The organism is Paraburkholderia sp. HD33-4 (genome assembly GCF_021390635.1).
In the GTDB taxonomy this organism is placed as follows: Bacteria; Pseudomonadota; Gammaproteobacteria; order Burkholderiales; family Burkholderiaceae; genus Paraburkholderia.
In genome coordinates this window covers 1796358-1809670 of record NZ_JAJEJS010000002.1, presented here as the reverse complement: position 1 = coordinate 1809670, position 13313 = coordinate 1796358, and the positions used below count along the sequence as shown (strand labels likewise).

Here is a 13313-nt window from a genome sequence, read left to right as displayed (position 1 = left end):
TCAAATATCGACGAGTACTCAAAAGTTTAGCAGTGGAATTGATTTTGACAGTGTGGTTACAGAAGATGTGGCAGTGTGATGTGCTGCCTATATATTAGTCGTTGACTTGCATGATTCGATGATAATTATATTGACATGATCGATAAATTTTACCGAGCTTTCGAAGAGCGCCATCGCGGTTCGAGAGAACTGATCAAAGGGCGACTGCAGGTATACCTACCGTTTGTCGATAATCTGTTGGCGACCTATCCGCGTGCGTCTGCGCTGGATGTCGGGTGTGGTCGCGGCGAATGGCTCGAGATACTGCGGGATCGGGGATTCGATGCGTCCGGTGTGGACCGCGACGAGGGAATGCTCAGATCGTGCAAGGAACTCGGTCTGAATGTGCTGAACGGTGACGCGATTGCGTATCTTCGTACTTTACCAGCAGACCATCTGGCAGTTGTATCTGCATTCCATGTCGTAGAGCACATTACATTCGATGAGTTAAGAAGCTTGGTGTCTGAAGCTCATCGCATCCTTAAACCGGGTGGATTGCTCATCATGGAAACCCCCAATCCGGAAAATATCACAGTCGCGACGAACGGCTTTTATTTGGATCCGACGCACACGCGTCCCATTCCAAAAGAACTCCTTTCGTTCTTGCCGGAATTTTATGATTTCGCACGAACGAAAATTCTTCGGTTGCAGGAATCAGTGGAGATATCGCAGAACAACTCGCCGACACTCAACGACGTGCTTCGTGGTGCCAGTCCCGACTACGCGGTCATTGCACAGAAAGCGGCGGAATCCGACGTGCTGAAGGCGTTCGATATACCGTTCGCCAAAGACTATGGTCTAGCTCTCCAAACCCTGGCGGCACGCCACGAAGTGGCGAATCTGACGAGACTCAAGGGGCTCGAGTCGAACGTCGATTTGCAGCGAGATTCGTTCGAATGTCGCCTTGGCGCCCTTGAGTCGGACGTTGACGTGGTGAAGTCGTTCGCGCGTAATACGGAAGACCGCGACCTCGAGAATCGCAGACTTAACGACGCACTTCTGCGCGAAAAGGAACTCAACATAGAAAGTCAGAACGTTGCTGGACGTCTATTTCAGGACGTCCATGAGCGTAGCCGGGCAATGTTGCAGTCGGTTTTATCCGACGCCGCGGAGAGGGAGCAGCGGAAGGAGAGGGAAGTAGAAGAGAGGCTGTCCAGACTCAGGACTGGCGCGGCCAAATTGCGCGAAGACTTATTACAAGAGAAAGAATCGAATCTAAAGGGTCAGCGTCTGGCAACTGAAGCGGTTTTTCTCGCCCATCAGTATAATCATGAAACGCTCGAATCGGTTGTGCGTGCATTTTCTGATAGGGTAAAGGAGCGTGAAGACACCTCTGCAAATCTTGGTCAATGTGTTCAGACACTTTCGGAAACCTTGGCGGCTGCAAGAAATTCGGCGGCTGCATCCGAAAAGGAACTGAGAGAGTTAGTTAGCCAGGTTCACGAACGCGCTCGTGCAGACCTTCTGACGATGCAAGCGCGATCTGTGGACGGACAAAGGCAACTCATCGATACGCTTCGAGAATTTCAAGCGTCAGATGAAGTTGTGAGAGATAACGCGCGACTGACATCGGAACTGACAGTAGTTCAAGAGCGAGCTCGTGCGGACCTTCTGAAGATGCAGGATCGCGTTTCGGACGGACAAAGAGATTTCATCGACACACTTCGAGAGCTTCAAGCGTCGGCAGAGGTGGAACGAAAAATCGAACGCCACGCGTTTGAAGAGAAGATTGCCTTGTTGGTGAACGAGGTTGCGCGGCAGAGAGGCGATCTTGTGGAAGTGCAGAAGCGTCATGCGGAAGAGCACAGCACTATACTTGCCGAATATCGCTTCTCGGTCGAAGACACGGTGAATAAACTCGGTGCTTTCGACGTGCGACAAGTCGGCACGGAAGAGCGCTTGGCGAGCATCATGTCGACTCTAAGTGCAGATCAAGCACGGGTTCGCCATGAGCTGCAAGCAAAGCTTGACGAAATGCGTTCACTTACGCTCGCGATGCTGGAAAATCAACGTACGGTCAATAGTTTCCTGAATCGCCCGATTCGAAATCTGTTGAGATCGATTTTTAAATTTGGTTTTGTTTCGAGTGGTAACGATCTGAGTAAACGTTCGGCCAGTTTATTAATGAGCGACGTCGTTGAGATCGAGGTGGGCCGTTTCGTTCAATCCGAAGAAGACGACGAACACGAAAAAACCGATCTGATGCAATTGGATGAAGCGGAAGATTACCGAGAAAATGCTATGAAAGAACTGGAGAATGCAAGTGATCTGCTGGAGCTGAATGGGCAGACTTTTGTTAAAGCAAGCTATCGCAGTCTGTTGGGCAGAGACGCGGACCCGGATGGTACCTCTTATTACCTCGGTAGATTGAAATCCGGTTGTAGCAAAACTTCCGTCATTTATCAAATCATGGCGTCAGAAGAGGCTCGTAATTTCGATACGCCGTTGAAGGGTATAAAAGATATTTTGAGGCGGGAGAAGCTGTCTCGACGCTGGGTCTTTGGTTATTTTTTGAGAAGATCACAACGTTTTCAAAAGATTCAACATTTGGAAAACGCTCTCGGCGGAGTCATGGATCGGCTATCGAATCTCGATTCCAGGTCAAAAAAAATCGAGCATGATCTCTCTTTTATTGCAGCGAGGCTATCGGAGTGCAATTCGTCAATCTCTTTGGTCCATGAAAATACTGAAGTCCTGGCAAGGATGAACCTCAACCGAGGCGTGGTTAGCCCTATGGCACTTGGGACGGTCAGCCTCAACTTGCAGGCAGATACCAAGTTACCGGACATTTTGTCCAACGAGGAAGCAATCGCGCGCGTACGCGATCTGATTGCTGAAGGGAGATGAACGGAATGAAGATAGCTATTACTACGGTGCAGGTTCCGTTTATCACCGGCGGCGCCGAAATGCATACGAACAACCTGAAACGCGCCCTCCAGGACGCGGGGCATCAGGTTGAAATCGTGACAATGCCGTTCTGGTTTAACCCGCCGTCACTCGTTCGCGACCGCATGGACTCGTGGGAAAAGGAAGACCTGACGGCATATCTCTCCGGCTCGATCGACAGGGTTATTGCGCTCAAATTCCCGACCTATTATTTGAAACATCCGAACAAAGTAGTGTGGTTACTGCATCCGCACAGTTCACTATACGATTTTTATGATACTCCGTATGGAGCGCCAGCGAACGATGCAGCTTCGGTCGCTTTGCGAAACGACGTCTTGAAAAGAGACGCGAATTATTTGTCGGGGGCAAAGAACGTCTTTACCGTTTCGAAGTACTTGTCGAATGTCATGGACCAGACGATCGGTGTTCGGGGGCAGGCGTTATATCACCCGCCTCCCGTCGTCGACGCTTTCCACTGTGAAGATGCCTTCCCGTACATTTTCTTCCCGAGCAGACTGGAAAGCCAGAAGCGCCAGCAACTTCTCATTCAAGCGATGCAATATGTGAGCGCGCCTATTACGGCAGTCATTGCAGGGAATGGCGGGCAATACGAGCCTTGCCGTGATCTGGTACGGCAACTCCATCTGACCGACCGGGTCAAGTTCGTTGGCAATCTTGAGGGGCCGTCGTTGTGGACGTACTACAGTCGGGCATTTGCGGTGTATTTCGGTCCTTTCCACGAGCCATACGGCTATATCACGTTTGAAGCGATGTTGTCTTCGAAGCCCGTCATCACATGTAGAGATTCAGGCGGACCGACAGAGTTTGTGCTGGACGGGGAAACCGGTGTCGTTACCGACCCGAATCCGGTATCGATCGCGAACTCGATCGATACGCTCTGGGGGAACAAAAAGCGAGCAAGCGAGATGGGGCGGGCGGGACGGAAACGATATGAGAGCCTGGGGTTGTCATGGGATAACGTCGTCTCTCAACTAACCCGTTGATCTCACACAGCAGCGTGCAACTGCTGCACACAACGAAAATATTTTTAGAGAGTTTCGCATGAACATCGCGATCATCGCGCCGAGCTCTGTTCCATTTGTGATGGGCGGTGCCGAACACTTTTGGCTGGGATTGCAAAGGTACATCAATGAGGAGACGACGCATAACTGTGAACTCTTCAAAATTTCGTCTGTTGGAAGCAATCTTCTCGAGATAATTTCATCGTATGAGAAGTTCTCGAAACTTGATTTTTCGTCGTACGACACGGTGGTGACCGGAAAGGATCCCGCGTGGATCGTTTCGCATCCCTCGCATATCGTGTACATGCTCCATAAATGCCGCGGCGTATACGATACCTATCACTTCTTTAACGAACCAATCGAATGGACGGGGAAAAATCCGAAAATCATTGAGTTGAATACCATGATGTCGGAGCTTCTCCGAAATGATGAAATAGGTAACGACTCGCTTTGCCCATTTTTCGATGAACTGCGGAAATGTTTGTTAGAGGGATCGATAGACGCCCACGAGGCAAGGTTTCCTGGACCGTTCTCGCGTCGCATCGTCCATTTCCTCGATGATTTTTCGATGAAAAAAGGACGTATCAAGGCTTACTATTCAATTTCCGATACAGTGGCGCGGCGAGCGGAATATTTTCCGGAGGGCGCTAAAGTCGAGGTCGTGTATCCGCCTCCGCGCATGGGCGAATTCTATTGTGGATCGGATGAACACCTGTTTACCGTGAGCCGACTGGATAGCCCGAAGCGGATTGACCTGATCGTCGAGGCGATGCGCCATGTCAAATCGGATATTCCTCTGATCATCGGCGGCGATGGGCCGGAGCGCGAGCGTCTACTCAAGCTGGCCGAAGGAGATTCTCGTATTAGATTTGTTGGGAGTCTTTCAGACGATGAAGTGCGTGAATATTATGCGAATTCGTTAGCTGTCCCGTTCGTGCCCTATGACGAAGATTATGGGCTCATCACGGTAGAAGCGATGAAAAGCAGTAAGCCGGTCATCACAGCGTCCGATGCGGGCGGTGTGACAGAGTTCGTGGTCCACGGGGAAACCGGTTTTTGTGTTCCGCCCAACGCTGTCGATCTGGCTTCCGCTATTGACTACCTGTGCGAGCATCGGTCAGAGGCCAGAAGGATGGGCGAGCGCGCTGCACAAAAGGTCGCCGAAATCGACTGGCAATCGGTCGGAAAGCAGGTCCTTGGGATTGCTCGGGTGGCGAAAACAACGAGAAAGCTTCTCTCAGGCACTCAACGGTCCAGCAAAAAGCCGCGCCTCGTCGTTGCGTGTACGTTTCCTGTCTACCCACCGAGAGGAGGCGGGCAGTCTCGGATATATAACTTGTATAAAGAATTGGCCCGAGAGTACGACGTTACGATTGTCAGCATCTCCAATATGGAAGAATCGTATCGAAGCCTGCAGATAGCCCCGGGTGTATGCGAGATCACTGTTCCTAAATCAAGCGCGCATCAGGAGGCGGAAAATGAACTGAGTAAAACCGTCGACTGGGTGCCCATAACGGACATCGTTGCAGACAAGTTGATGCATTTGACGCCCGATTACATCGATGCGCTTTCGAAGGCGTGCGTAGATGTCGATATCGTGGTTGCTTCGGGTCCATATCTGGTAAAGACGCTGCGTGTGGCTGCTCCATCCGCGCCTCTTTGGTACGAAGCACACAATATTGAATTGCTGTTGAAGAGGGATGTTCTGCCCAATACTGACAGTGCGAAAGTTCTGCTTGATATGGTCGCCGTGACTGAGGCTGAGGCTTGGTTGAACTCTGAATTAGTTTATGCGTGTGCTGAGCGTGATCTGCAGGCGCTCGCAGAAGCCTATGGTCCCGCAGCAAATCATCAGATCGTCGTTCCAAATGGATTTTCGAAGGATGATGTTACTTTCACGACTGCGGGGGGGCGTCGGCAAGTCAAAGCGGCACTTCGAACCGACAGAAACCCAACCGTGCTTTTCATGGGAAGTTGGCATGGACCAAACCTGGAAGCCGTGGAGCAGATCGCGAAATACGCGAAATCGCTTGACACGTTCACGTTCCTGGTTGCCGGTAGCGCCGGGCTGAAGTTCAAAGGAGAGCGTTTGCCCTCGAACCTCAAACTTCTGGGAGTTCTGGACGACGCCGAAAAGCAGGTTGTCTTGTCTGGAGTTGATCTGGCAATCAACCCGATGGTTTCTGGCTCAGGCAGCAATCTGAAGATGCTGGATTATTTTGCATCTGGTGTGCCTGTGATCTCAACGCCGTTCGGCGCGAGAGGTATCGATGCGGTTGCTGGAAGACACTACCTTGCATCAGATATCGGGGAATTTCAATTCGCGATTCTCGATTTTTTTGCAAGAGCATACGACGCGTCATCGATGTGCGCCGAGGCAGCCGAGTTGGCGAACAAGGAGTATTCGTGGAGTGCCATCGCTGAGAAGATGCTCAAGGAGATGAGGAACAGGCTACCCGGTCGCTTGGCTAAGGCATCTTGATTTGGCTGAACTCTGACTTCGTGGGCGTTGGGGGTTCGAAAATTTTCGGGTACCCGACCCTGCGAGTTCTCAATGGCAAACACAATATGGACAATCTTCCAGTTTTTCCTGGTCGGATAGTCTTCGACCACTTGCCGAAAACGGCGGGAATGGCTACGAATCGCTGGCTAACTGGTGAACTCGGGCAAGCCTGTGTATCGCCCAATCTGGTGGGCGCGCATTCATTGCTTGTGCGTGCATACGGGGGGGCATATTCGGTCGTATCTGGACATCTCCACTTTGATGGAGAGGGCCTCGACCCGCGGTACAGATATGCCACGTGCGTACGGGAGCCTATTGATCGCGCGCTCTCTTGGATATTCTATGTGCTCAATAATTTCTCTTCCGTGGAACTTTCCGGGCTGTGGAAGGAGGTCGAAGCTTTCGTCAAAAGTGAAGGGGAGCAAGTAGGCGGCGCGTTACTGCCGCACATTTGCAATCCATACGTGGAGCATTTCTGCAGGATTTTTGACGCAGGTGTTCAGACCGATGAAGGCAAGATCGCTTCATCGCTTGCGTCAATTGAGAAATATGACGTAATCGGGTTTTATGACGATATGCCTGGTTTTCTTCGCGAACTTGCGGCGTTGGTTGAGGTTCCGTCACCTGTGCGACTTGAGAAGGTCAACGTTACGAATGAACGGCCAGATGTTGTATCTCTGTCTCCGAAATTTTTGCGACGATTGTCGGAGCTGAATAGCCTGGATATTGCGTTTTGCGAGCGCCTCATGGAGATAAGACAGCGACGGGATACGCAACGCCCTGTATTGTTGGGACTGACAAAGCCGAAATGGAAAAAGTACGATCTGCCACGCGACCGCTCGTGGTCTGCTTCGGAGTTCCTGTTGACTTCGTTTAGGCAAAACGGATCGCACTTCACTAGAGGTCAAATGCTGCAATTCGATTTGGAATTTTCGGTCGAGCAAACGTTTGCAGACATCGAGGTTGGCATTCAATTGTTCGATGCCGCGCAGCAGTGGGCATTTGGTACAAATTCCGGCTTATTAGGTACGCGGTTGAAGAATGCTGGGGCAGGCCGCTATCGCGCCCGGTACTATCTGGCATCGGATTTGCCCGATGGCACCTATTCGGCAGGTTTTTCGTTTGTCGGAAAGTCGGGAGACGTCGTAGCTCAACTTGCGTGGCATGATTGTTTGTCGACGTTTCATGTGTCATCGCCGCGAATAATTGCTGGTGTCGGCTATGCATCCCTGCCCGCCGATTTCTCAATCAGAAAAACGGATGATGAACCTGTTCACTTGATTCGCCACGGAGATGGTCATCTAGAGTACGATTCGGTACCGGCGGAGGTTACGTGCAATTGCATTTTCGAAGTGTCTGCCAAATTGCATAACTCATCAGATCAGAACTGGACAAACGTCGACCGTTTTGCCATAAACGTTTCTTACCACTGGTTGGATCAGGAAGGGCGTGTCATTGTGTTCGACGGGTTGCGGTCGCCTATCGAGACTGTTCGGTTGCGTTCAGGGGCGAGCACGGACGTACGAGTGCGTGTCTTGGCACCTCCCGCGCCCGGGCTTTATCACCTTTCAATCCTGCCTGTTCAGGAAGCAAATCAGTGGCTGGATGACTGCGGATTTACAGTGTCGACTGTCGGCATTTCAGTAATTTAATAGCGACGCCGGCGGCTAACAGACGATCGTTATAGTTGTTCTTGACGTCTAGATTAGCAACGGTTGCGACTTTGAAGGGAGCACGCTTGCAAGTAATTATGGCGGTGGATGCACTTGTCCCGCCCCTGACTGGTATTGGAAGATATACATGGGAACTGGCGAGCAGGCTAGATAGTGTCCAGGATATGGTTCCGCGCTACTTGCGCGGTAACTCATGGGTTTCGTTAGACGGGCAGCCTACCAACCATGTCTTGCGAAAGTTGCCGCGCGCGCTGAGGGAGTGGCACCAGCATTGGCTTGGTCAGAGGGCGGTTTTTCACGGACCAAACTACTTTGTTCCCCAGTGGGCGGAAAATTCCGTCGCTACGATTCATGACCTTTCGGTACTCAAATTTCCGGAAACGCATCCAATCGAGCGGATACGTCAGTTTGAACGACTGTTCGATGAGTCGATAAAGCGAGCGCGCATTTTGCTGACGGATTCTGAGGCAGTGCGTGATGAACTACTTTCGCACACCGGTCTGTCACCTGAATCAGTCGTGTCTGTCCCGCTTGGTGTCGGGAGCACATATCGCCCAACGGACGAAGCTAACTGGACTGCGATGTTTCAGGGGGAGGGGTTGAGTTTCAAGCGTTACGTTCTTTGTGTTTCAACGCTGGAGCCACGCAAAAACCTCGATAGGGTACTGGCCGCGTATCGTTACATGCCAGACGCCACCCGCCGCGCTTTTCCGTTGGTTATTGCTGGCGCAGAAGGATGGGCTGGTGATGCACTCCACAACGCATTGGATGATGCCGAGAGGGAAGGCTGGTTGCGCCGGCTCGGGTATGTGCACGAGTCCAGACTGTCCACGTTGATGGCGGGCGCCGCGTTGTTTGCTTTTCCCTCGCGATACGAGGGATTTGGCCTGCCGATGGTGGAGGCGATGGCTTGCGGTGTTCCCGTGATCAGTGCTGATATCCGGGTGTTACGTGAGGTTTCACTTGGTATGGTGAACTATGTCAATCCTGACGACGTAGAGGCCTTCGCTTCCTTGATTCAGCACTGCCTGGAAGACGCGGATGTCGGTCGCTCGGCGCAAGCGTCTGTCAAGCGCGTGATCGACACGTATAGCTGGGATGTGTGCTTCGAACGAACAGCCGAAATCTATCGTTATGTATCTAGTCTGGGGTAACGAGTGCGGGTGCGAGCGTACCCGCGCAGGACTTTCCGATCGGGAAGTCAGCTAAGGACGGCTATCCTGGACGCGATGGGCGTACTTGCGCATAGCGTCCAGCCTTAGGCGGTAGCTTTGAATCTCAAAGGCCCACCGTATCGGCGCCGCCACTTAGGGTTTATCAGAACGAAAATCCAGTCTCGTTGCGACGCATGTCGGCTTCGACCATCAACTGTGCGAGTTCTTCTAGCGTGGTCTGCGGCTCCCAACCCAATTCCTTGCGAGCTTTGGCTGGATCGCCGATCAGAAGGTCGACTTCGGCAGGGCGGTAGAACTTCTGATTGATCTTGACGATGGTACGTCCAGACGCAATCTCGATGCCTATCTCATTCTCACCACGTCCTTCCCACGCGATCTCAAAGCCGGCTGCACGGCCAGCAATGCTGATGAAGTCGCGAACCGTTTCGGTACGGTTCGTCGCGAGAACGTAGGTGTCGGGTTTATCGGCTTGGAGCATTCGCCACATGCCTTCAACGTATTCCTTGGCGAAACCCCAATCTCGCCGTGCGTCGAGATTTCCGAGTTCCAGTACATCGAGTTTTCCAAGGCGGATTTTAGCGAGGCTATCGGTGATCTTTCTCGTCACAAACTCGCGTCCACGCAGTGGGGACTCGTGATTGAAGAGGATGCCGCTACTAGCATAAATGTCGTAGCTTTCGCGATAGTTAACCGTCGTCCAGTGAGCAAAAAGTTTAGCGACACCGTAGGGGCTGCGCGGATAGAACGGCGTAGTTTCAATTTGCGGAACGGCTTGGACCTTGCCGAACATCTCCGACGTGCTCGCCTGGTAGAAGCGGGTAGCCGAATTCGTCAAGCGAATTGCCTCGAGCAAATTGAGCGCTCCTAAGCCCGTGATTTCGGCAGTTGTGTTGGGCTGGTCGAAAGACACACCGACGAAGCTTTGGGCAGCCAGATTATAGACTTCGGTCGCTCCGGTGTTTTGCAGCAGTCTGATACTGGAGCCCAAATCTGTTAGATCATATTCTAGGAGATGCAAGTTGGGATGCTTGTCAATCCCGAGCGTTTCTATACGCCACATGTTGACGGAGCTTGTCCGGCGATATGTGCCATAGACAGTGTAGCCTTTATCGAGAAGAAGTTCGGCGAGATATGCGCCGTCCTGGCCGGTGATACCCGTAATGATCGCGGTGCTCATGCGTTTGGTCGTTAAGTTTATGCGTAGATGTCCGATTATCTGACGCGGCAGATCCATGCCGCCTGTATCCGGAATTTATTCACCCAAGCTGTTGCTGAAAGAGAACTGGACGGCGACCGCCCTCTTGCTGAAACCAGCAAGTATGTGCGGGAATGCTTAAATGCGGCATCATCTACCCGGCCGAAATGTTCCCCTGATAGAAGGCGAAGGCTTCGTCGAAGTCGTTGAAATTATGCAACTCTCCTTTTGCGAGCACTGCAGCTCTATCGCAGTGCTGTCGAATATAGTTGGCGTCGTGGCTGACTATGATCAATGCGCTATCGCGCCTCCGGTCAAATAGCTCGTGATGACACTTTTCGTGAAACCGACTGTCGCCGACGGCAATGATCTCATCGATGAGAAAGCAGTCAAAGTCGATCGCCATCGAAATGGCAAACGCCAGACGCGCTCTCATACCCGCGGAGTACGATTTGACCGGCTCTCGCAGGTAATAACCGAGTTCCGAGAACTCCTGGACGAATGGCTCGGCAAGCTTCGCGTTCGCCCCGTAAACCCGACAGATGAATCTAAGATTGTCCATTCCCGTCAGGCTCCCCTGGAATGCGCCACCGAAAGCCAAGGGCCATGACACGCTCATTCCACGGGATATGCGTCCCGAAGTCGGCAACTCCGCGCCGCTGATAATGCGGATCATTGTCGACTTTCCTGCGCCGTTTCTGCCAAGAATCCCGACTTTCTCACCCTTCCCGACGCGAAGATTGACTTTCTTCAGCACTTCGTGCTTGCCTTGCCGGGTGTGGTAGGTCTTGGAAACGTGCATCAGATCAATCATTCCGGTTCCACTCGCAAGCTGGCGTCCCGAATCAGCAATAGTCCGAGTAGCAGGAGGACAAGATCGGATACAACCATATATCCAACGTCGTAATGGGCTTTAATCGTTGGGCCGAAGAAACCGCTGCGAAGCATTTCCACGCCATGCACCATCGGTATCAACAGGATGAACTTTTGTGCTGCAGGCGGAATCCATTGCACGAGGAACGCGCTACCCGAGAGAGGAAATAGAAGATAGGCGATTGTGTGCCAGACGCGATCGATGGTCTCGCTGCGTTCGCTCAGAGCGCCAATCGTAAAGCCCAACCCTGTGCCGAGGATGACAAGGTAAATCCATCCTCCCAGCACCAACGCAATGTCGTGAGGGGGCTCCATCAGGCCGAGGCAGATGAACAGGATGCTCAGGAACATGAACGACATCGTCGCACCAGACACCTCTAGTAGTACCCGAGCGATGAACAGATCCAATACGCGAACGTTCCGATGATAGAGGAGGCTTTGATTGGGAAGAATGGCCAGCGCGCAGCGGTTGGCACAGTTTCGCCAAAGAAGAACCGTGGAATAGCCCGTCACCGCAAATGCGGTAATGGGCAGATTCATTCCATGTGTGACCTTACTGATCGTCCATAGCGCCGTCACGCCCAAAGTGAAGGACATAGGCTCAAAGAAGATCCAGAGAAATCCGATGTTGTGTCGACCGTAACGCGTCAGAATCTCACGCATGAGCAGCGCACCTACGACACGGCACTGTATTTGGAATGAGCGGTTCAGAGTCGGATGATGCCTTGCGTCGGTGTTCGAATCAATCATGATGCTCACGAATTCCGGCGAGCAGCAAACTCAGCACACCCCAAACGATCATGCCGAGTACGAAAACCTCGAGAATCGATTTGAGGCGTTTGGGCTCGATAGCAACATCAGGTGTATTGGGTTGAATGAGTCGCTCAAGATATAGTTGTTTGCGCTGAGCTTCGGCACGTGCGCTTTCCAGCGCGGCCATCGCAGAAGCAAGTTGCTTGTCGGCGAACTGGGAATCGAGTTGCAGACGCGCGTAAACTGCGGCCTTGTTTGACAGTGAGTTTTTGCCTCCGGTCACGTCGCCCGTCGCCATCGCGATCTGTTTCTGAAGCGTTTGGATGCTGGTCTTTAGAACTGGAATTTGCGGATTTTGCGGGGCGATGGACAGCAACTGCATCAGTTGGGTTTGCGCTGCGAACATCTGAGTCTGGAGTGCCGTGACTTGTTGGAGTTGCAGCGCGGATTGCTTCTCCGGGTCGAATACCGTGTATGCATCGCGGTACGTTGCGAGTGCGGCAGCGGCGTCCTTGGCTTTGGCCGCCGCCGAGTCGGCTTCACGCTGCGCGAACTGAACTGTGTCCGCAGCAGCTCTCGTGTTCATCTGATTGACAAGACGCTCACTCATTTCGAGCAACTTCTCGTTGATGTTCTCGGCGTCTTTGGCTGTGTAAGCGCGAATCTGCAGCGTCGTAATAGCCGAAGTTGAATCCAGGTCGACCGAGACGATGTGCTTGTCATAGTACTTCCACAGCGCTTCGAAACTGTCGTCAAGCCCACGTGAGAAGTGGCTCAGAAAATCTCCGTGATTGCCATAGGCATCGGCAATGTAATCGTGTCGATTCAGCTCCTTGAGCGCGTCCCGTGACTGAATATAGTCAATCACCGGATAGGTGTCGTCTTGTGCGCGTGAAAATCCGGTGCCTTGTAGTAGAGCGCCGACAACACCGGCTTGACTTTGCCGCTGCGCGCTGCGTACCACAAAGCGCGATTCCGAAACGTAAACGTCCGAGGCAACGAGTCCAAAATATGCAACCGCAATTGTGGTTGGCAGGACGACAGTCAGCGCGAAGATGCGGTTGACTGACTTGATCCGTTCGACCAGTCCTTTTCTTTGCCCCAAGGATGCTCGCGCTGCATTGTTGCTAGATACTGTTTCCAACGTTCTATCCAACTTGAAATAGTTCTTTCCATTCCTCACCCACCGGTCAG

At 52.3% G+C, this 13313-nt stretch carries 9 protein-coding genes; 5 read left to right on the top strand and 4 right to left on the bottom strand.

All coding sequences use genetic code 11. The features are described from left to right. Window positions 1-135: 135 nt before the first annotated feature. The 5 genes from L0U84_RS28280 to L0U84_RS28260 all read left to right on the top strand — a co-directional run bounded on the left by L0U84_RS28280 (window position 136) and on the right by L0U84_RS28260 (window position 9277). A complete protein-coding gene (locus tag L0U84_RS28280; protein ID WP_233854966.1) occupies window positions 136-2886 on the top strand; it encodes a methyltransferase domain-containing protein in 2751 nt (916 codons plus the stop codon). Window positions 2887-2891: 5 nt separating this feature from the next. Continuing rightward, window positions 2892-3929, top strand: a complete 1038-nt coding sequence (locus L0U84_RS28275; protein WP_233854964.1) for a glycosyltransferase family 4 protein — start codon at window positions 2892-2894, stop codon at window positions 3927-3929. 58 nt (window positions 3930-3987) lie between these two features. Then, window positions 3988-6429 (top strand): glycosyltransferase family 4 protein, encoded by a 2442-nt coding sequence (locus tag L0U84_RS28270; RefSeq protein WP_233854962.1) that lies wholly within the window; start codon window positions 3988-3990, stop codon window positions 6427-6429. A gap of 86 nt (window positions 6430-6515) precedes the next feature. After that, entirely contained in the window at window positions 6516-8102 is a 1587-nt protein-coding gene (locus L0U84_RS28265) for a Wzt carbohydrate-binding domain-containing protein (protein ID WP_233854953.1), read from the top strand. Between the two features lie 86 nt (window positions 8103-8188). Next, a complete protein-coding gene (locus L0U84_RS28260; protein WP_233854951.1) occupies window positions 8189-9277 on the top strand; it encodes a glycosyltransferase family 4 protein in 1089 nt (362 codons plus the stop codon). A gap of 163 nt (window positions 9278-9440) precedes the next feature. On the opposite strand, the gene gmd is transcribed toward L0U84_RS28260, so the two are convergent. The 4 genes from gmd to L0U84_RS28240 all read right to left on the bottom strand — a co-directional run bounded on the left by gmd (window position 9441) and on the right by L0U84_RS28240 (window position 13263). Next, on the bottom strand, window positions 9441-10475 hold the full coding sequence (gene gmd, locus L0U84_RS28255; RefSeq protein ID WP_233854949.1) for a GDP-mannose 4,6-dehydratase: 1035 nt from the start codon (window positions 10473-10475) through the stop codon (window positions 9441-9443). A 172-nt stretch (window positions 10476-10647) separates the two neighbouring features. After that, entirely contained in the window at window positions 10648-11307 is a 660-nt protein-coding gene (locus tag L0U84_RS28250) for an ABC transporter ATP-binding protein (protein WP_233854947.1), read from the bottom strand. Beyond that, entirely contained in the window at window positions 11304-12116 is an 813-nt protein-coding gene (locus L0U84_RS28245; protein ID WP_233854945.1) for an ABC transporter permease, read from the bottom strand. The genes L0U84_RS28250 and L0U84_RS28245 overlap by 4 nt, the downstream gene beginning before the upstream one ends. After that, window positions 12109-13263, bottom strand: coding sequence for a hypothetical protein (locus L0U84_RS28240; protein WP_233854943.1), 1155 nt, complete (start codon window positions 13261-13263; stop codon window positions 12109-12111). Before L0U84_RS28240 ends, L0U84_RS28245 begins: the two co-directional genes overlap by 8 nt. Window positions 13264-13313 lie beyond the last annotated feature (50 nt).

Coding starts and splice junctions, on each gene's coding strand:
- L0U84_RS28280 (WP_233854966.1), top strand. CDS start 136: ATGATCGATAAATTTTACCGAGCTTTCGAAGAGCGCCATCGCGGTTCG.
- L0U84_RS28275 (WP_233854964.1), top strand. CDS start 2,892: ATGAAGATAGCTATTACTACGGTGCAGGTTCCGTTTATCACCGGCGGC.
- L0U84_RS28270 (WP_233854962.1), top strand. CDS start 3,988: ATGAACATCGCGATCATCGCGCCGAGCTCTGTTCCATTTGTGATGGGC.
- L0U84_RS28265 (WP_233854953.1), top strand. CDS start 6,516: ATGGACAATCTTCCAGTTTTTCCTGGTCGGATAGTCTTCGACCACTTG.
- gmd (WP_233854949.1), bottom strand. CDS start 10,475: ATGAGCACCGCGATCATTACGGGTATCACCGGCCAGGACGGCGCATAT.
- L0U84_RS28250 (WP_233854947.1), bottom strand. CDS start 11,307: ATGATTGATCTGATGCACGTTTCCAAGACCTACCACACCCGGCAAGGC.
- L0U84_RS28245 (WP_233854945.1), bottom strand. CDS start 12,116: ATGATTGATTCGAACACCGACGCAAGGCATCATCCGACTCTGAACCGC.